Consider the following 16,376-nt stretch of genomic DNA (forward strand, 5'->3'; position numbering starts at 1 on the left):
TATGAAACACGCATCAGGCCTGATTTCAGGCCTTTTGGCGCTGCAACATAAGAAGCCGGGGGCGACACGATGAGTCAGTCCCTGACTTCGCAAAAGCCGGGCATGTCCCGGCTTTTTGCCGTTCTGACGATGCTGTTGTTGGCGTTACTGGCCGGTGTGTACTGTGCCGGTCTCAAGTTGTCGGCAGGGCCGTTTGTTGTGCCGCTAGTCAGTGATACTGAGCGCTATCCCGGTGGTAGCGCGACGGTGTCGATTTCGCCTTTTGCCAGCATGGAAAAGGTGGTGCCCAATCTGCCAGAGCGCGAAAAACCGCATTTCTATTCCGGTCGTGCATTGGCTCGGCAACCATGGGTAAAAGCGCCCACCATTACCGACGCCCGTGATGGCCTGGGGCCAATTTACAACGCTCGCGGCTGTTTGGCGTGCCATATCAAAGGTGGCAAGAGTTTGTTGCCGACACGCCCGGATGCCCCCCTGTTTGGACCTCTGGTTCGAATGAGTGTGGTACTGGACGATGAGTCCGCCATGCAGACTGCTGCGCAATCGGTGGATGGGGTGATTCCTGATCCGGTGTACGGCGATCAACTGCAAACCCAATCCATTGCATTATTGCACCAACTGCATAAAGCCACGCCGTTGGAAATAGCCAAAACTGGCGATGTGCCGCCTGAAGCCTATGCCTATCTGGATTGGGAAACCTCTTCCTACACCTATCCGGATGGTCATGTTGTTGAGTTGCGTAAACCGCTGTTGAATCTCAAGCACGCAGCCTACGGTGACTTCGATCCGAACACTCGTTTCAGCTTGCGAAACGCACCTGCGATTCATGGCATGGGACTGTTGGAGCGCATTCCCCAACAAACACTGGCGGCGCTGGCTGACCCGGATGATCTGAATGACGATGGCATTTCAGGTCGCCAAAATCAGGTATGGGACTCTCGCACCCAGTCGTTCCAGCCGGGCCGCTTTGGTCACAAGGCCAATCGCCCGAACCTGGATATGATCGTCGGCTCGGCGTTTGCCAATGACATTGGCATCAGTAATCCGATGTTCCCGAACCAGCCGTGCAGCCCGCAGCAGGCGCTGTGCAACGCGCAAAGAAATGGAAATAATCGTCAGGGTTTTGAATTACCTGATAACCTTTTGCGCCTGGTCACGAATTTCAATCGTAATCTGGGCGTTCCGATCCGTCGTGATATGGACAATAGCGATGTAAAGGCAGGCCGTACCCTGTTCTATCAGGCTGGCTGTCATCAGTGCCATCAGCCGTCGTTTGTCACCCAGGATCGGGTGGCTGGTATTGACGAGCAACAATCTCATCTCGGTGGCCAAACTATCTGGCCATACACCGACTTGTTGCTGCACGATATGGGGCCTGCGTTGGCCGATGGCCGTCCGGACTTTGCCGCCAGCGGCTCCGAGTGGCGTACACCGCCGCTGTGGGGTGCAGGCTTGCTGCAACAGGTGAATGGCGCGGCAGCGTACTTGCACGATGGCCGTGCCCGAACGCTGGAAGAAGCCATCCTCTGGCACGGTGGAGAGGCCGCTGCAGCACAGGGCAGGTTCGTGAACCTGTCACAGCAGCAGCGTCAGCAATTACTGAAATTTGTCGGCTCGCTCTGAAACAGCGGGGAGCTGGCAAGCAGAAGGACTTGGGTGTGAACAAGCAGAACAACAGCGCGGCTGTCAGTCGTCGTCAATTGTTGAAAGCAACCGCGATCGCCGGAACGGCGATGGCGGGTGGCAGTGCGCTGCTACCGTCTTCGGTGTGGGCTGCGGGTAAGAATCAGGACGCTGCCATTGCTGGCACCGAAACCTGGATCAGTGCCCAGGGCAACGCCGACACCGGCTACTTTGCCAGTTGGATCACCGATGGCGAATATCAGCCATTGGTGCAATCCGCTGCCAGCGGATTTCGTGGTCATGCGTTGGCCCAGCACACCGGACGGCCGGAGTTGCTGGTGATGTTTGCTCGTCGCCCGGGGACTCACGCCCTGGTGGTGAACATGCTGACTGGCGAAGTTGAGCAGCGCATTGACTGTGCTGAACATCATCATATGCACGGCCATGGCTGCTTTGATCAAACCGGTGAGCTGCTGTTTACCACCGAATCCAATTATCAGACCGGCGTCGGCAAACTGGTGATTCGCAACACGCGCAGCTGGCAAGTCGAAGGCGAGTTCCTGACTCACGGCATTGGCCCCCACGACGTCCACCTGATGCCAGACCAGAAAACCCTGGTGGTGGCCAACGGTGGTTTGCTGACCCACCCCAATAGCGGTCGTAAGGTGCTGAATCTCGACACCATGGACCCGTCGCTGGTGTACCTGTCGCTGTATAACGGTGAGCTGATCAGTCAGCATCGCTTGCCGGAAAGCAAAGCCAGTATTCGCCATTTGGCCGTTGCTAATGACGGTACAGTGGCTGTGGCGACCCAACTGCAACGCCCGGCAATGACGGATAACCGACTGGTGCCATTGGGTGCCATTCATAAGCCCGGTGCTGAAATGCAGTTGCTGCAATGCCCCGAATCCCTGACCGTTGCCTTCAACGATTACATGGGCAGTGTTGCCATCAATGAAAAAGAGCGGGTCGCCGGTTTTACCAGCCCTCGTGGCGACATTGCCGCGTTCTGGCACATGGATCGGGGAGAGCTGGTGGGCTATCACCCGTTTCATGATGTCTGCGGCCTGACCGTCACCCGCGACCAACAGTATTTTGTGATGAGCAATTCAAAAGGGGATATCCGCCTGTTGGATGCCCTCAGCATGAAGGAAGATCGCTCGCACCGTCTCAGCTTTGCAGGCAAGCACTGGGACAATCATATGTTTACCATCACCCTCCCGGATCAGGCAGTTTAAAACGGATGAAATCAATCACATCAGGTGGCGCTCGCGCCGTGCTGGCGGCCACCGCAGCAGGATTGCTGTTGAGTGGCTGCGGCGGTGAACGCGCCAACGACGAAGCCGCACTCAGTGCCGGGTCTGTGGACCTGGCGCTGGAGCAGATCATCGACAACACCGTCATCCCATCGGCCCAGGCTTTTCAGTCGCAGGTTAGCGCCTTCAACAGTGCTGCCAGCAGCTTCTGCGCCAGCCCGGATGCAAGCGGGTTAAGCAATCTGCAAAGCAGCTGGAACGCCATGGCGCTGGCCTGGTACGGACTGGTGCCGTTCAACTTTGGCCCGCTGTTTGACGATACGGTTTTCCCGCAATACCAGTACATCGATTCCTATCGGGTTCGTGGTACGGATTACACCGCCACGGTACGCACCAATCAGGCTGGTCTGATCAATGGTGATACCGAGCTGAGCAGCAGCTACTTCGACGCGCGCACCTTTCAATATGTGGGCTTGCTGGCGCTGGAAGTAGCCAGCTACGAAGCATTAGCAGACGGTGTGACCGACGACAATCGTACTGATGCAGCGACGGTATTGGCAGAATATCGGGCGTCGGATCGCCGTTGCGGCATTCTGACGGGGCTGGCGGGCAGTTTGCAGAACCGCGCTGACTACGTGGTGAATGGCTGGACGGTGGATTCACAGTCGTCCGGCACGCCGTACCGGGATTTGTTTCTGGCCGGTGAAACCATTGATGGCGCGGAGCCACTGACCGAAATGATCAGTGCGGTGCAGAGCTATCTGGACTACCTGCAACAGCGCAACACGGTAGGTAACGTGGCTCAGATTGCGGGCACCAGCTGGGCGCAAATGAGCGCCTCGATAGACAGCATTGAAGCAACGCTGGCGGGCACAGAAAGCTCCACCATCACGCTGTTTGGACTGATGACCGCAGGTGGCAACAGCACCGACGTGGACACGGTGCAGGCCAATATCGATGCCGCACGGGTTGCGATTGCCAGTGAAAACACCACCGACTTCAACAGTCTGGCGGCCGAACTCGATGGCAACTTCAAACGTGAAATCCCCGACGGGCTGGACGTCAGTCTGGGCATTAATTTCAGCGATGGCGACTGATCGCCAGCGCAGTGTTCAGCGAACACAGTGAACCTGTTCGACAGCGCCTGCTCTGGTTTGAGTGGGCTGGAATACGATTTCTTTATTCAGGAACGAACCATGAAATTTACTTTGGCACCTCTGGCGATTGCGGTCGCCACTGTTTTTGCACTGCCTGCCAGTGCAGCCACTCAGGAAGATCAGGCGGAAACCATTCGCCAACTGGAAGCGCGTATTCAGCAACTGGAAGAAACGCTGGATGAACGCGTGGATTTTCTGGCAGACGCGATTGAGCGCCAGCAGCAGGATTCCATCGCCAGTCGCGTGCATTTTGGCGGCTACGGCGAGCTGAACTACAGCAACCTGGATGTCGACGGTGAAGACGTTCGTGAAATGGACTTCCGTCGCTGGGTGCTGTTTGTAGGCTATGAGTTCAACAACTGGGTCAGCTTCCACTCCGAGTTTGAAGTAGAGCACACTGTGGTTCCGGCCTCTGACGGTACGGGCGCAGTCGAGCTGGAGCAGGCGTATCTGGAATTCAAACTGGCTGACGACAAGCAGCTGAAAACCGGTATTCAGTTGATGCCAGTGGGCATCATCAGCGAAACCCATGAGCCGGTAACCTACTATGGTGTTGAGCGCCCGGTACTGGAAACCACGCTGATTCCAACCACCTGGTTTGCCGGTGGTGTGATGTACTCACAGCAGTTCAGCAATGGTTTGAGCTACGACGTATTCCTGTCGGAAGGCTTGCAGACCGATGACCCAACCACGGATTCTGAAGCCGACCCATTCGACATCAAGTCCGGCAAGCAGAAAACCCACTACGCCAACATGTTTGATCTGGCCACCACGGCGCGTATCAAATACACCGGCATCGCCGGTCTGGAACTGGCGGCTTATGCGCAGTACCAGCCAGACCTGGATCAGAGTGCTGAAGAGTCCTACGCCGACTCTGCTACCATGCTGGGTGGCCACGCGGTGTATCAGTTCAACAGCGTAACCGGCAAGTTCATGTACGTGCGCTGGGATCTGGCTGGCGACGCCGCCAAGGAAGCGGGTAAGGACGTGCAGGACGGTATGCAGGCCGAAGTGTCCTGGAAGCCGCTGGAATCTCTGGGTGTGTTCGGTCGTCAGACCTATTGGTCGGTGGAGCAGGGCGTGGATGCCAGCCAGACGGATATGGGTGTGAATTATTACCCGATATCCGATGTGGTGTTCAAAGCCAGCTACCAGTTGCAGAACGAAGACGCGGGTAACACCGATGGCTTCTATCTGGGCATGGGCTACCAGTTCTGATGGGGTGATTGCTTGCGTCAGCCAGTTGCTGGCTGACGCTTTCTTTTCTTCTTTTCTTCTTTTCTTTTTAACGCTGCCCAGACCCAGACCCAGACCCAGACCCAGACCTTCCAGCTCAGGGAATCAGCGTCAGGTTTTTCTGTTCGCCGTTCGGCAATTCCACCGTCAGCATCGACGTATTGGCAGATCGCTTGTTGTCTTCAGATTGATGTTGTGCCAGAAGTAAGCCGCCTCCCTGTGCCTTCAGCTTGGCAATGGCTTGTCGGGTTTTGGCCTGAGCCTTGCGGCGTTGTTTGGCTTGCTCCAGTTCAATGGCTTTGGCTCGGGTTTGCTGAGCCAGCTGGACCCGCTGGGCATCAAACGGCAGCAGGGTATCCAGTTTTTTGAGCGTTAAGTCTGCTGGCAGTGGAGACAAAGTCACCGTCTGCTGACGGGGTTGCGGGTGACTGGTTTTCTGAATAGTTGGCTGAAGATTGTTCCCGGTAGCAGCCTCGGGCTTGGTCAGAGCAGCTGGCGCTGACAGCTCATGGTTGTGCTCTACCGGAGCGGCTTCGGTTTGGGTAATGCTGGTTTCGCCGGACAGCTTGGCGTGCAGGTACGCCATGCTTTCTTTGTAGGGATGACCAATCAGAATCGCGCGGCCGCGTTTTTCAGCAATGGCAACGGCTTTATTGAACTGGGTTTCCAACGCCTGATAGCTGCGGTCGTTGTCCAGAAATACATCCCGCGACAGCACCGCAATGCCCGCCGCTTTGGCTTGTCGGGCGGCGCAGCTGTTGGCAATGGTACGGCTGTCGACAAAGAACAGCTGGCGCTGTTGCGCGACTTCCATGGCCCAGCGCATTTTCTCGCAGTCCTGGGTTAGCAGACTGCCCATGTGGTTATTGAAGCCGCTGACGTGCGGGATGACATCCAGACTGTGATTCAACGTTTGCTTGAACTGCTGTTCGGTCATGTCCGGGTACAGGCCACCGGCACCCAGCGGCACGCCCGCAGTATTGGCCATCGGCGCATGCAACATCACGTTATGACCTTGTTGCCAGGCTTGTTTGGCCAGTCGTTTTGCGTAGGGGGTTTCGGGCAGGAAAGCCAGATTAACAGGGGCGGGCAAACTGATGGCTTGCTCGCCCAGGGCGCGATTGTTGCCGACATCGTCAATCACAATAATCAGTTCACCAGCGCTGGCAGTGTTACCGTTGAATAGCAGTGCCAGGGTGAGTGCTGCCGTGGCAGGCAGCCAGTGTTTTATGGTCATGCACACTTCGTTGTTGGCTGCTTTGGCAGCAAGTTCATCAGGACTCGTTGGTCTGGGCCGTGTTGTGCTTACGGGCCCCCAGAATGCTCATGCCGCGTAGCAGTGTGTGAGCTTCGTACAGCTGGAAGTCCCGTTCCAACAAGTCGTTGGTGGTAAGACCAGTATCGCCATTTTCAGTTGCAGCCGTCGAGGACTCCGTCGGCGTTTTTGTATCCGCTGATGGGTTGGCCTGTTTCGATGGGTTGCTGAGGTGGCCGCGCAAGTCGGCTTCCTTGAAGGTGCGGCGGCTGGCAATAGGGGTGACGTCGCTCTGCTCGACCCGAATGTCCGGGGTGATGCCTTTGGCCTGAATCGAGCGGCCGTTCGGGGTGAAGTAGCGGGCGGTGGTCAGTTTAATGGCCTTGTCGTTGGCCAGTGGCAGAACGGTTTGCACCGAGCCTTTGCCAAACGACTGAGTACCGACCACAACCGCGCGGTGGTGATCCTGCAAGGCTCCGGCAACAATTTCTGACGCTGACGCCGAGCCGCCGTTGATCAGCACGATCAATGGCATATCCGGCATTCGGGTTTGGCTATTGGCGCTGAATTTCAGCTCGGAAGACGGATCACGGCCCTCGGTATACACAATCAGGCCGTCGTCCAAAAAGGCATTGGAGACATCCACGGCAGCGTTCAGTACGCCACCGGGATTGTTGCGCAGGTCGAGAATCACACCATTGAGCGCGTCGCCTTGCCAGTCCTGCAGGGCCTTGTTCAGCTCGCTGCCGGTTTGGTCCTGAAACTGGGTTATGCGAACGTAGCCAATGGCATCGCTGAGCAGTTTGGCGCGCACGCTGCGGCTTTTGATTTCGTCACGTGTCAGCGTGTAGCTGAGCAACTCCGGGTCTTTGTTGCGACGAATCTCCAGCGTGATTTCACTGCCGGGTTCGCCGCGCATTTTCTCAATGGCATCGCTCAGCGACATGCCCATTACGGCCTCGCCATCCAGCGTCACAATAAGGTCACCGGCCTGAATACCGGCACGTTCTGCTGGAGTGTCGTCGATTGGGCTGATGACCCGAATCAGGCCTTCTTCCTGGCCCACTTCAAGGCCCAGACCACCGAACTTGCCCGAGGTGGACTCGCGCAGGTGGCTGAAATCATCCGGTTGCAGGTACATGGAGTGTGGGTCCAACGACGTCAACATGCCGTTGATGGCATAGCCAAACAGGGTTTCGTCGTCGACTTCTTCAACGTAGGCACCGCGAATGCGCTCAAACACTTCGGCGAAATTACGCAGTTCTTCCAGTGGCAGTTGGCCGCGCTGCGGGGCTGAAGCTTCTACCGGTTGTGTTGGGTCGGTTTGCACGGCAGCACTTGCCGCTGCGTCGTTGCTGTCTGCCTGACTGCGCAGTGGCAGGGTGGTTCCCCCCAGGGCAACAGCGGTCAGTAACAAGGAAAAAAGCGCAGACCTGGAGAGCGTCATAAAAGATCCGATTGATGGTGTACCCAATTAGCATGGCACAAAAAACAGGGGCAGTTAAATTTTGCAATTCATCGGTCTGTCGCTGAGCAGATGACTATTTCCGTGCCAGCCAGGCAGCGGGATCTTGCGGGCGGCCCTGGTAGCGAATTTCAAAGTACAGCCGCGGTTCTGTCAGACCGCCACTGCGGCCCACAGCGCCAATGATATCGCCGGAATTGACCCAGTCACCGACGTCGTACATCAGGGTCTGGTTGTGGGCATAGAGGGTCATGTAGCCATCGCCATGGTCAATGATCATCAGCAGGCCAAAACCACGCAGCCAGTTGGAGTAGACCACTCGGCCATGATGCACCGCGCGGATTGGCTGGCCTTCGGGAGCGGCGATCAGCCAGCCTTCCCAATTGCCCGCACCGCTGCTGTTGGGGTTGCCAAATGCGGCGACGACGCGGCCAGCCAACGGTTGTGGCAGCTTGCGCTTGAGGCTCTTGAAAGGGCGGGCGTCGTTCTTGCGCGGGCTTTTTTCCACCAGGGTTTGCACTTCATCCAGCAGCGCTTCCAGCCGTTTGCGGTCGGCCTGTTTCTGCTGCAAGCGCTGCTTCTCTGAGCTCACCTGGGTTTGCAGTTTGGCCAGCAGTTGCTGTTGCTGACGTTTCTGATCTGCCAGGGTGGCGCTGCGCTGGTCGAGCGCGCTCTGGGTTTGTTGCAGTTGCCGCTGCTGGGCGAGAATTTCTTCTTCTATACGCGACAGCCGTTGCAGTTCGGCGATGGTGGTGTGGATCTGTTCCACCCGCGCCTGATTGAAATAGCCGAAGTATTTCATCATACGCTGGGCTTCTTGCGGATCGGTCTGGTTCAGCAGCGCCTTGATGGGGCCGTCGGAACCCAGTTTCTGGGCTGCTTGCAATTGTTCACGTAAACGACGGGTATGGCTGCTGCGCAGCTCATCCAGCTGCGCCTGATCCTGTTGGAGCTTTTTTAGGCGGTTTTGCTCCTGCTGCAATTGTTGGCGAATCTTTTCGACTTCGCGGGCGGTGGTACCAATGTCTTTGTCGGTTTTTTGCAGCGATTTGGAAAGGCGGGATTGTTCGGTGTTGGCTTCGTCGAGCCATTGTTGCAGCTTGCTGATTTCTGCCTTCAGGGCTTTCAGTTTGGCTTCGTCACTGTCGTTGGCGAAGGCGCGATGAGGGGCCAATGCCAGCGTTGCAGCCATCAAACCAGCCAGTACGATACTGACCACGGTAGTGCGTTTCATGGTCCAGCCAAATTCCTTGCAAGCCTGTGAATGTCGGTCAGCACCCGGGGCAACGCCTGCCGGGTGCTGTCGAGCGTTGAATCAGCTGTAGTCTACCAGCGAAACGCCAGTCATTTCTGCTGGCTGTTCAACACCCATCATAGACAACAGGGTTGGGGCAATGTCACACAAACGACCGGCGTTCAGAGTGCCTTGTGGGCGTTCGTTCACATAAATCAGGTTTACCGGACCGGTGGTGTGCTGGGTCATTGGACGGCCCTGGCTGTCGAGCATTTGCTCGGCGTTGCCGTGGTCGGCAGTGATCAGGCATTCGCCACCCACTTCCAGAATGGCTTCGGTCACCTTGGCCAGCGCATCGTCGATGGCTTCGGCCGCTTTCACCGCGGCGTCGAATTTACCGGTGTGACCCACCATGTCGCCGTTGGCGTAGTTACACACGATCAGGTCGTAGCCGCCGTTTTTGATGGCATCGACCAGCTTGTCGGTCACTTCCGGAGCAGACATTTCCGGTTGCAGGTCGTAAGTGGCTACGTCCGGGGAGTTCACCAGAATACGGGTTTCGCCGTCGTATTCTTTCTCGCGACCGCCAGAGAAGAAGAAAGTAACGTGGGCGTATTTTTCGGTCTCAGCAATGCGCAGCTGCTTCATGCCCAGGTTGGACACGTACTCACCCAGGCTGTTTACCATGGTTTCTGGAGGGAAGGCGCAGCTGGCGTCGATGTCGGCCGCGTATTCGGTCAGCATCACGAAGTCGGACAGCTGTGGGTGCTGGGCGCGCTCGAAACCGCTGAAGTCGTCTTCAACAAAGGCGCGGGTCAGTTCACGGGCACGGTCCGGACGGAAGTTGTAGAAGATGATGGCATCGCCGTCTTTTACTGGTGCAGCGTCACCCAGCAGGGTGGCTTTGACGAATTCGTCGTTTTCATCACGCTCGTAGGCAGCTTTCAGGCCTTCAACACCGTTGGGCGCGCTGTATTCGGCTTTGCCTTCGGTCATCAGGTCGTAGGCTGCTTGCACACGATCCCAGCGGTTGTCACGGTCCATGGCGAAGTAACGGCCAACAATACCGGTCAGGCGGGCGTTGCCCAGTTCGGCACACTTGGCTTCGATTTTGGCAATGGAGTCTTCGGCAGAGCGAGGCGGCATGTCGCGGCCGTCCAGAATACCGGTAATGGTCACTTGCTCGATGCCTCTGGCTTTGGCCATTTCCAGCAGCGCGATCAGGTGATCTTCGTGGGAGTGGACACCGCCCGGAGACATCAGGCCGGTAAAGTGCAAGGCACCGCCAGCGGCCTTGGCCTTGTCCATTGCAGCAACCAGCGCCGCATTGGTGGCCAGTTCACCATCGGCAATGGCTTTGTTAATACGGGTGTAGTTCTGGTAAACGATGCGACCAGCGCCGAGGTTCATGTGGCCCACTTCGGAGTTGCCCATTTGGCCATCCGGCAAGCCCACAGCAGAACCTGAGGTTTGAATCAGCGTGTTCGGGAAGGCGTCCAGCAAACGGTCCCAGGTTGGGGTGTTGGCGTTGGCAATGGCGTTGTTGTCCGTTTCTTCGCGGAAGCCCCAACCATCAAGGATGATAAGAGCAACAGGTGCTGGTCGCTGAGTCATAAGGTTTTCCCGTATATCGAATTCGTTATTGCAATTGATTGTACTTAAACGGCGGGGCTGATCCCAGTAGGTAACGATGTTGATCCGATACGACCGCGAATTATGAATGGCGCTAACAGTTTATAGCTATTGGCCTTCGGATTCTTATAGTCATTCATGGTTGTTTTGTTGCTGTCAGGCTGGTTCGCTGCCAGACACTTGCTGACATGGCTGTCATAAAAACGTGGTTTTTGCCGATTAGTCTGGCGGGCTTCCGGAAGGCAAGCTGACTTGGGTAATCGGATTAAATCGCCGCTCTCCACAGGACAGCAGCCTTGTGTGTGGTTATACTCCTGCGCTGATTTTCATCTGGCAACGACGAGAACTATGAATCAGATCTTCGAATTCATCGGCAACTACTGGTGGCTGGTAGCTATCTGGGCGGGTTTCATGATTGCTCTGCTGCTGGATAACCGCAGCCGTAGCGGTCTTTCGGTATCACCTTCACAGGCGACCAGCCTGATCAACCGTGAAGGTGCTGTTGTGGTCGATATCCGTGACAAGAAAGACTTCAAATCCGGTCATATGTCCGGCGCGATCAACATCCCGTTCGGGGATCTGGCCAAGCGCCTGGGCGAATTGGAGCCTCACAAGGACAAGCCGGTTGTACTGGTATGCAAAACCGGTAACACCGTGTCCATGGCCTCCAAAATGCTGAAGGAAAAAGGCTTTAACGCCGTCCGTCTGGCGGGTGGCATGATGGAATGGAATGCACAGAACCTTCCGGTCGTTCGTAAATAAAACCAGGAAATACTTATGTCTGAGAACCAACAACCACAATTTGCCCTGCAGCGTGTTTACATCAAGGACGCTTCTATTGAAGTACCTGGTGCACCGGTTATCTTCACCAAAGAGTGGAAGCCTGAAATCAAGCTGGACCTGAACTCTGGCGCTCGTCGCGTTGACGACAAGCACTACGAAGTGAACATCAAGGCCACCGTGACCGCCAAACTGGGCGACGACACCGCTTTCCTGGTTGAAGTGATGCAAGCGGGCCTGTTCCTGGCGGACAACATTCCGGAAGAACAGCTGAAGCCAATGCTGGGCGCCATGTGCCCGAACATCCTGTTCCCTTACCTGCGTGAATCGGTAGACAGCCTGGTTGTTAAAGGTGGTTTCCCGGCTCTGATGCTGGCGCCAATTAACTTTGACGCCCTGTACCAGCAGCGTATGCAGCAAGAAGCCGCTCAGGCTGCTGAAGAAGGTCAGGAAACCGTTCAATAAGAACCGGTTTGCTGTTTCCTTCCAAACGCCCGGCAACGCCGGGCGTTTTTTATGGTCGAACACCACCGCCGATTGGGTTTTCAGGATTTATCGCATGTCTGCTCGTATCTTTACTTCTATTCGCACTCTGGGACTGGCTCTGTTACTGGCATTGACCAGCAGCCTGGCTTCTGCCTACACCATTGAACTGACCGAAGCCGAGCTTCAGCAGCGGCTGGAAAGCATGATGCCGATGCATCGTGATCGCTATTTCATGAAAGTGACCCTCGACAAGCCGGAACTGGACCTGACTCTGGGCGATGGTCTGCTGGGTTTTGGCGCGCTGATGACGGTTGAAGCGCCGGGAGATCTGGGGGGTGAAGTACAGGTGAAAATTGCCGGTGAGCTTGTTTACAACGCGGATCGCGGCACCTTTTATTTGAAGAAACCGAAAATCCTCAGCATGGATTCCAGCCATATCTCGGTGGGTAATCAGGCGCAGGTGAAATCCGTGATTGAACCGCTGGCCAGCAAATACCTGGAGCGCAAGCCGGTGTACACGTTGGACGATGAAGACCTGAAACAGAAACTGGCCAAAGCGGTGTTGAAGTCGGTAACGGTGCAGGACAACAAGCTGGTACTGGAATTGTCGCCGTTCTGATCATTGGGTAGATCAAGTGTTTGCAGGGCGATGGAGATCGAGAGCAAGCTCTCTCCCACAGTCCTGTCAGACTTCAGACTCCAGACTCCAGACTTCAGACTTCAGACTTCAGACTTCAGACTTCAGACTTCAGACTTCAGACTTCAGACTCCAGACTCCAGACTCCAGACTCCAGACTCCAGACTCCAGACTCCAGACTCCAGACTCCAGACTCCAGACTCCAGACTCCTCAGCCCAATCCGGGCCCTTCAAATCTGGCGCCGCCAAAGCCATTCTGGCGCCACGCTTCATACACCACAATCGCCACGGTATTGGACAGGTTCAGACTGCGGCTGTCAGGCAGCATTGGCAGTCGCATCCAGTGCTCTGCCGGGAAGGTTTGCAGCACTTCTGCTGGTAAGCCGCGGGTTTCCGGGCCAAACAAAAAGTAGTCGCCGTCTTTTAATTCAGCGCTTGCAGGCACCGTGGAGCCTTTGGTGGTAAACGGAAACAGCCGTTCGGGCTTGGCTTCTTCTATAAAGGCAGCGAAGTCGGCGTAGGTTTTGACATTGGCAAATTCGTGATAGTCCAGCCCGGCCCGGCGCAAGGCCTTCTCTTCCATATTGAAACCCAGCGGCTCAATCAAATGCAGCTGACAACCGGTATTGGCACACAAACGGATGATGTTGCCGGTGTTGGGTGGAATCTCAGGTTCAAACAAAACGATATGAAACATGGCGCGGTGACGGCTCGGAACAAACGGCTGCACAGAATACCGTGCCCATGGATGCGCTCCAAATTCTCTTCATTTGTGAACTGTAAAAATTGACGGCCGCGCTTTGGCCTGCCCAGCAGAATCATAAAACCTGTCTACACTGACAGTAATCACAAATTGGACATGACTAACATGCGCTGGCCCTGGCAACGAAATACCAATCATGGATATGGCTCTGTTGGGATTGCAATGCACAAATCCGGAGCCATGGCCGCGGTTGCGATACAAAACAACCTGGTGGTTTCCATGCTGTCACTCGACCACATCGACTGGTCGCATCTGGGGCAGTGGGTGAAACAGCTGGGCTGGAAACGCTTTCAAAGCACACTGGTACTGCCGTATCAGGATTATCAGCTGCAAATGCTTCCCGCCCCCGACGTTGAGGATCACGAGCTGGCGGACGCCATGCGCTTCCGGCTGGGCGAACTGACCGCGACACCGCTGGAGAAACTGCAGGTGCAGGCATTCCGGTTACCGCCGGATGCTTATCGCGGCCGTCAGAGCATGGCCTTTGTGGCCTTTGCCGAACAGTCGGCGGTGTTCCAGCAGGTACAGGGCTGCCGTGAGCAGGATTTGCGCCTGGAGCACATCACCATTGGCGAGATGGCGTTATTGGATCTGGTGGCTGAAGTGGAACCGGAAGCTAGTATTGCGTTGCTGCAACTGGACGACACCTCGGGTAAAACCCTGCTGTACAGCAACGGTGCCCTGTATTTACGGCGTGACTTCAACGTCGGTTATCAAACTGTGGCCAGTGAACTGGAAACCCTCAATCCCAAGGCTGCTCCCGAGCCTGAGCCTGTATCGGCCAGTGTCCCATCACAAGAGGGCATGGGCATCAGCGACGAGCAGCCAGACGGCATTGTCGAAGTTCTTACCGCCAGTGAGCTGACCCTGAGTGACGACTTTGCGCTCAACAAACCTCTGGTTAACCACCCTGAACTGGACCGTCTGACCCTCGAAATCCAGCGCTCGCTTGATTACTTCGACAGCCAATTGGCCATGGGCGTGGTGGGGCAATTGTGGCTGGTGACGTCGGGCAGTCCGCTGGAAGATAGCCTACTGGAAGCGCTGGAACAGCAACTCAACTTGCCGTGTCGGCGGTTTTCCTTACGTACCTGGCTGAACGATACGGAATCAGACTGGAACCATGCCACCTCCTGCGCCTTGGGAGCAGCACTCGGAATCAGCCATGAAGTGGTGGGTGAGTCGGAGGACATTTCATGACCTGGAAAGTCCGCCAGCGCGTCAACTTCTTCACCGAGGAGTTTCGTCCTACCCGGCTGCCAGTGCCAGTTCGCAAACTGCTGGTCGAGTCGGGGCTGATTGTGCTGTTTCTGGGCGTGGTGGCTGTCGGTGGTGTGGTGGCGGATGTGTACCAAAAACATCGGGTTGGTGACGCCGAACAAAGGCTGGCGCAACTGGATATTGCCATCAACAAAGAACAACAACGGCTGGTGGCTCCAGCGGCCGACAGTCGCCTGCAACAGCAGGTGAACGCTGCGGAAAAATCGGTATTTCATGCCACCCAGCAGTTGAACTACCTGCAAAGCAGCCGTGGCAAAGGTCAGCTCAGCCAAGCGGGTACAGGAAGTAATCGCGGCGATTTCCTGTCCCTGATGAGCCAACTGGGCGAGGTGCGCCTCAGCAGTGTTTGGTTGTCGGAAACGCGTCTGAGTCAACGGGGCGACCACGTGGTACTGGCGGGCTTGCTGCAAACTCCGGATGCGGTTTCCAGCTATCTGGACGAACTCAGAAAGCTGCCATCCTGGCAGGGCGTGGTATTCCAGCAACTGGACGTTAATGAACAAGGCCGTGGGTACAGTTTCCGGCTCGATACCCGCCAGCGGCCGCCGGAAGGCAGCGCGGCATCGGCTTTACGTCGTCAAGGTTTGGACGCCAGTGCCGTTATGACTCATGGAGGCGGCTATGAGTAATCGTGAAACCCTCTTGCTGACTCGTCTGGTCGATTACCTGATGGGGCTGGAGCCCCGTGAATTTCGGCTGTTGCGTATCACGCTGCTGATGTCGTTGTCGGTGATTGGTTTGGTGCTGGTAGAGCCGTTATGGAGCAACGCCAATCGCGCTGCCAACCTGGCCAACGAACTGGAACATAAACAGCGAGCCTTGCAGCAATCCCTCGCCAGCCTGTCGGCGCAGGTCATGGTTGACCCTAACGATGCCTTGCAGCAGCAGTTACAGCAGTTGCAGCAACAGCAAGGCGTGCTGATGCAGCAAACGGCGGCGTTATCGCGCGACATTCTGCAACCTCATCAAATGGCCGCTCTGCTGAAACGCGTATTGAAAGATACCAAGGGCCTGAAGTTGGTGTCACTGGAGAATCTGGCGTCAGTAGCCATCCGACCGAATCAGGCCAATGTGGCGGATAGTGAAGCCGACGACGCAATGGCCAATGCGCCGCTGTTCTGGCAGCACCGTTTTCGCATTCGGATGAAAGCCACCTGGGCGGGCACGGTGAACTATCTCAAGGCGCTGGAGAGCAGTGAACACACGTTGTTCTGGCAGGCGCTGGATTACCAGTTGGGAAGCTACCCGTGGGGCGAGCTGGAGTTGGAAGTATTCACCCTGAGTACCCGTAAGGAGGTCATCGGTGTCTAGGGACCCTCTGAATAACTCGGTGCCCGCTCTGGATGACAGGGCGAAGCTGAGTCCCGAAGCTGATTTGCAGGCCTGGCGGGTCAAGTCAAAAAGCAGCGACACAGAGTCAGCGATGCCCTGCCATCCCCTTCGGGCGCGGCCTTCAGCTCGCCAGAACGGCGTTGGCGAACTTGAAAAGGACCCGTCATTTCGCTGCGTTCGCCGCCTTGTTCTGACAACCTGCAGGACTCGCGCAGAGCTGTGCAGAGTTATTCAGAGGG

General features: G+C 56.3%; 15 protein-coding genes. 10 read left to right on the plus strand and 5 right to left on the minus strand.

The window, feature by feature from the left end:
• Window positions 1–69: 69 nt before the first annotated feature.
• The 4 genes from ACXADJ_RS01635 (at window position 70) to ACXADJ_RS01650 (ending at window position 5,254) form a co-directional block, all read left to right on the plus strand.
• Complete coding sequence (locus tag ACXADJ_RS01635) at window positions 70–1,623, plus strand: di-heme oxidoreductase family protein (RefSeq protein ID WP_475062352.1); 1,554 nt, start codon at window positions 70–72, stop codon at window positions 1,621–1,623.
• A 35-nt stretch (window positions 1,624–1,658) separates the two neighbouring features.
• Window positions 1,659–2,861: a DUF1513 domain-containing protein gene (locus tag ACXADJ_RS01640; RefSeq protein WP_475062354.1), complete on the plus strand. Its 1,203-nt coding sequence runs from the start codon at window positions 1,659–1,661 to the stop codon at window positions 2,859–2,861.
• Window positions 2,862–2,866: 5 nt separating this feature from the next.
• A complete protein-coding gene (locus tag ACXADJ_RS01645) occupies window positions 2,867–3,976 on the plus strand; it encodes an imelysin family protein (protein WP_475062356.1) in 1,110 nt (369 codons plus the stop codon).
• Window positions 3,977–4,075: 99 nt separating this feature from the next.
• Window positions 4,076–5,254 (plus strand): porin, encoded by a 1,179-nt coding sequence (locus ACXADJ_RS01650; protein WP_475062358.1) that lies wholly within the window; start codon window positions 4,076–4,078, stop codon window positions 5,252–5,254.
• A gap of 115 nt (window positions 5,255–5,369) precedes the next feature.
• Here the strand turns inward: ACXADJ_RS01650 and ACXADJ_RS01655 are convergent, their stop codons facing one another.
• The 4 genes from ACXADJ_RS01655 to gpmI all read right to left on the minus strand — a co-directional run bounded on the left by ACXADJ_RS01655 (window position 5,370) and on the right by gpmI (window position 10,840).
• Window positions 5,370–6,509, minus strand: a complete 1,140-nt coding sequence (locus tag ACXADJ_RS01655; protein ID WP_475062360.1) for a divergent polysaccharide deacetylase family protein — start codon at window positions 6,507–6,509, stop codon at window positions 5,370–5,372.
• A gap of 37 nt (window positions 6,510–6,546) precedes the next feature.
• Window positions 6,547–7,974, minus strand: coding sequence for a S41 family peptidase (locus ACXADJ_RS01660; protein ID WP_475062362.1), 1,428 nt, complete (start codon window positions 7,972–7,974; stop codon window positions 6,547–6,549).
• Between the two features lie 94 nt (window positions 7,975–8,068).
• A complete protein-coding gene (locus ACXADJ_RS01665; RefSeq protein WP_475062365.1) occupies window positions 8,069–9,226 on the minus strand; it encodes a murein hydrolase activator EnvC family protein in 1,158 nt (385 codons plus the stop codon).
• An 81-nt stretch (window positions 9,227–9,307) separates the two neighbouring features.
• Window positions 9,308–10,840, minus strand: coding sequence for a 2,3-bisphosphoglycerate-independent phosphoglycerate mutase (gpmI, locus tag ACXADJ_RS01670; protein ID WP_475062367.1), 1,533 nt, complete (start codon window positions 10,838–10,840; stop codon window positions 9,308–9,310).
• A 366-nt stretch (window positions 10,841–11,206) separates the two neighbouring features.
• Here gpmI and ACXADJ_RS01675 point away from each other — a divergent pair, with 366 nt between their 5' ends.
• From ACXADJ_RS01675 to ACXADJ_RS01685, 3 genes are all read left to right on the plus strand, one after another.
• Window positions 11,207–11,620, plus strand: a complete 414-nt coding sequence (locus ACXADJ_RS01675) for a rhodanese-like domain-containing protein (protein WP_475062369.1) — start codon at window positions 11,207–11,209, stop codon at window positions 11,618–11,620.
• 15 nt (window positions 11,621–11,635) lie between these two features.
• The gene (secB, locus tag ACXADJ_RS01680; RefSeq protein ID WP_028293341.1) at window positions 11,636–12,103 is read left to right on the plus strand and encodes a protein-export chaperone SecB; all 468 of its coding nucleotides are present in this window, start codon (window positions 11,636–11,638) and stop codon (window positions 12,101–12,103) included.
• Window positions 12,104–12,197: 94 nt separating this feature from the next.
• The gene (locus ACXADJ_RS01685; RefSeq protein WP_475062372.1) at window positions 12,198–12,743 is read left to right on the plus strand and encodes a DUF1439 domain-containing protein; all 546 of its coding nucleotides are present in this window, start codon (window positions 12,198–12,200) and stop codon (window positions 12,741–12,743) included.
• Between the two features lie 229 nt (window positions 12,744–12,972).
• Here ACXADJ_RS01685 and trmL read toward each other — a convergent pair whose 3' ends face one another.
• On the minus strand, window positions 12,973–13,458 hold the full coding sequence (trmL, locus tag ACXADJ_RS01690; protein ID WP_475062374.1) for a tRNA (uridine(34)/cytosine(34)/5-carboxymethylaminomethyluridine(34)-2'-O)-methyltransferase TrmL: 486 nt from the start codon (window positions 13,456–13,458) through the stop codon (window positions 12,973–12,975).
• A gap of 228 nt (window positions 13,459–13,686) precedes the next feature.
• Between trmL and ACXADJ_RS01695 the strand changes: the two genes are divergently transcribed.
• From ACXADJ_RS01695 to ACXADJ_RS01705, 3 genes are read left to right on the plus strand one after another with little or no spacing between them, the layout of a single operon-like run.
• On the plus strand, window positions 13,687–14,724 hold the full coding sequence (locus ACXADJ_RS01695; RefSeq protein ID WP_475062377.1) for a hypothetical protein: 1,038 nt from the start codon (window positions 13,687–13,689) through the stop codon (window positions 14,722–14,724).
• The gene (locus ACXADJ_RS01700; protein WP_475062380.1) at window positions 14,721–15,434 is read left to right on the plus strand and encodes a PilN domain-containing protein; all 714 of its coding nucleotides are present in this window, start codon (window positions 14,721–14,723) and stop codon (window positions 15,432–15,434) included. Before ACXADJ_RS01695 ends, ACXADJ_RS01700 begins: the two co-directional genes overlap by 4 nt.
• Window positions 15,427–16,116 carry a hypothetical protein gene (locus ACXADJ_RS01705; protein ID WP_475062383.1) on the plus strand — a complete coding sequence of 230 codons (690 nt, stop codon included), beginning with the start codon at window positions 15,427–15,429 and terminating at the stop codon, window positions 16,114–16,116. Before ACXADJ_RS01700 ends, ACXADJ_RS01705 begins: the two co-directional genes overlap by 8 nt.
• Window positions 16,117–16,376: the final 260 nt, after the last annotated feature.

Source organism: Oceanobacter sp. ABM4_470 (assembly GCF_056158645.1).

What these genes read in the sequence shown, in the direction of transcription:
- ACXADJ_RS01635 (WP_475062352.1), top strand. Translation starts at nt 70, where the DNA reads ATGAGTCAGTCCCTGACTTCGCAAAAGCCGGGCATGTCCCGGCTTTTT.
- ACXADJ_RS01645 (WP_475062356.1), top strand. Translation starts at nt 2,867, where the DNA reads ATGAAATCAATCACATCAGGTGGCGCTCGCGCCGTGCTGGCGGCCACC.
- ACXADJ_RS01650 (WP_475062358.1), top strand. Translation starts at nt 4,076, where the DNA reads ATGAAATTTACTTTGGCACCTCTGGCGATTGCGGTCGCCACTGTTTTT.
- ACXADJ_RS01655 (WP_475062360.1), bottom strand. Translation starts at nt 6,509, where the DNA reads ATGACCATAAAACACTGGCTGCCTGCCACGGCAGCACTCACCCTGGCA.
- ACXADJ_RS01660 (WP_475062362.1), bottom strand. Translation starts at nt 7,974, where the DNA reads ATGACGCTCTCCAGGTCTGCGCTTTTTTCCTTGTTACTGACCGCTGTT.
- ACXADJ_RS01665 (WP_475062365.1), bottom strand. Translation starts at nt 9,226, where the DNA reads ATGAAACGCACTACCGTGGTCAGTATCGTACTGGCTGGTTTGATGGCT.
- gpmI (WP_475062367.1), bottom strand. Translation starts at nt 10,840, where the DNA reads ATGACTCAGCGACCAGCACCTGTTGCTCTTATCATCCTTGATGGTTGG.
- ACXADJ_RS01675 (WP_475062369.1), top strand. Translation starts at nt 11,207, where the DNA reads ATGAATCAGATCTTCGAATTCATCGGCAACTACTGGTGGCTGGTAGCT.
- secB (WP_028293341.1), top strand. Translation starts at nt 11,636, where the DNA reads ATGTCTGAGAACCAACAACCACAATTTGCCCTGCAGCGTGTTTACATC.
- ACXADJ_RS01685 (WP_475062372.1), top strand. Translation starts at nt 12,198, where the DNA reads ATGTCTGCTCGTATCTTTACTTCTATTCGCACTCTGGGACTGGCTCTG.
- trmL (WP_475062374.1), bottom strand. Translation starts at nt 13,458, where the DNA reads ATGTTTCATATCGTTTTGTTTGAACCTGAGATTCCACCCAACACCGGC.
- ACXADJ_RS01695 (WP_475062377.1), top strand. Translation starts at nt 13,687, where the DNA reads ATGCACAAATCCGGAGCCATGGCCGCGGTTGCGATACAAAACAACCTG.
- ACXADJ_RS01700 (WP_475062380.1), top strand. Translation starts at nt 14,721, where the DNA reads ATGACCTGGAAAGTCCGCCAGCGCGTCAACTTCTTCACCGAGGAGTTT.
- ACXADJ_RS01705 (WP_475062383.1), top strand. Translation starts at nt 15,427, where the DNA reads ATGAGTAATCGTGAAACCCTCTTGCTGACTCGTCTGGTCGATTACCTG.